Below are 503 nucleotides of genomic sequence, written 5' to 3'. Positions count from 1 at the left end.
ATGGCGCGCGCAGTATATACAACGGCTCGACGCGCTATATGCAATGTTCAAAAGGCGAGTATCCGCGGGATGCGGTGTAAGTCACAGACTGATGGCATTGTGCTTGCGGCTCTGCGTAGTCTGGCTATGCTCACTGCCTGCGGGGCTCAATCAATAGTGCTTGAATCTCCGAGGTGCGTGAGCTCTGGCATTTAGGGCTAAGTGCGCAGGCGGTTTGTTGTGTCTTGAATCGTTTGAATTATCAATAGACAGCACCCCCAAGGGATTGAGCCATGTTCGATTTACACCGCAAAGCCGACCTGCTCGAAAATAAACGCCTCAGTTGTTCTCTGGATGAAATGACCGCCAGGACTCAGGCGATTAGTCGTTCAATGGCCATCATTGAATTCGCCCCTGACGGTACCATTCTTGAAGCCAACGACAATTTTTGCGCGGTGACGGGTTACGCCATCGACGAGATTCGCGGTAAACATCACCGGATTTTCTGCGAAGAGCCGTACACC

General features: G+C 51.9%; 1 protein-coding gene. It reads left to right on the top strand.

What is annotated here, in order from left to right:
- Window positions 1-272: 272 nt before the first annotated feature.
- Window positions 273-503, top strand: a 231-nt coding sequence (locus GHO03_RS24735) for a PAS domain S-box protein (protein ID WP_153400706.1), incomplete at its 3' end; no start/stop codon positions are given.

This window comes from Pseudomonas sp. FSL R10-1339 (assembly GCF_009600545.1).
Taxonomy (GTDB): domain Bacteria; phylum Pseudomonadota; class Gammaproteobacteria; order Pseudomonadales; family Pseudomonadaceae; genus Aquipseudomonas; species Aquipseudomonas bubulae.
This window is presented reverse-complemented; position numbering and strand designations above follow the sequence as displayed.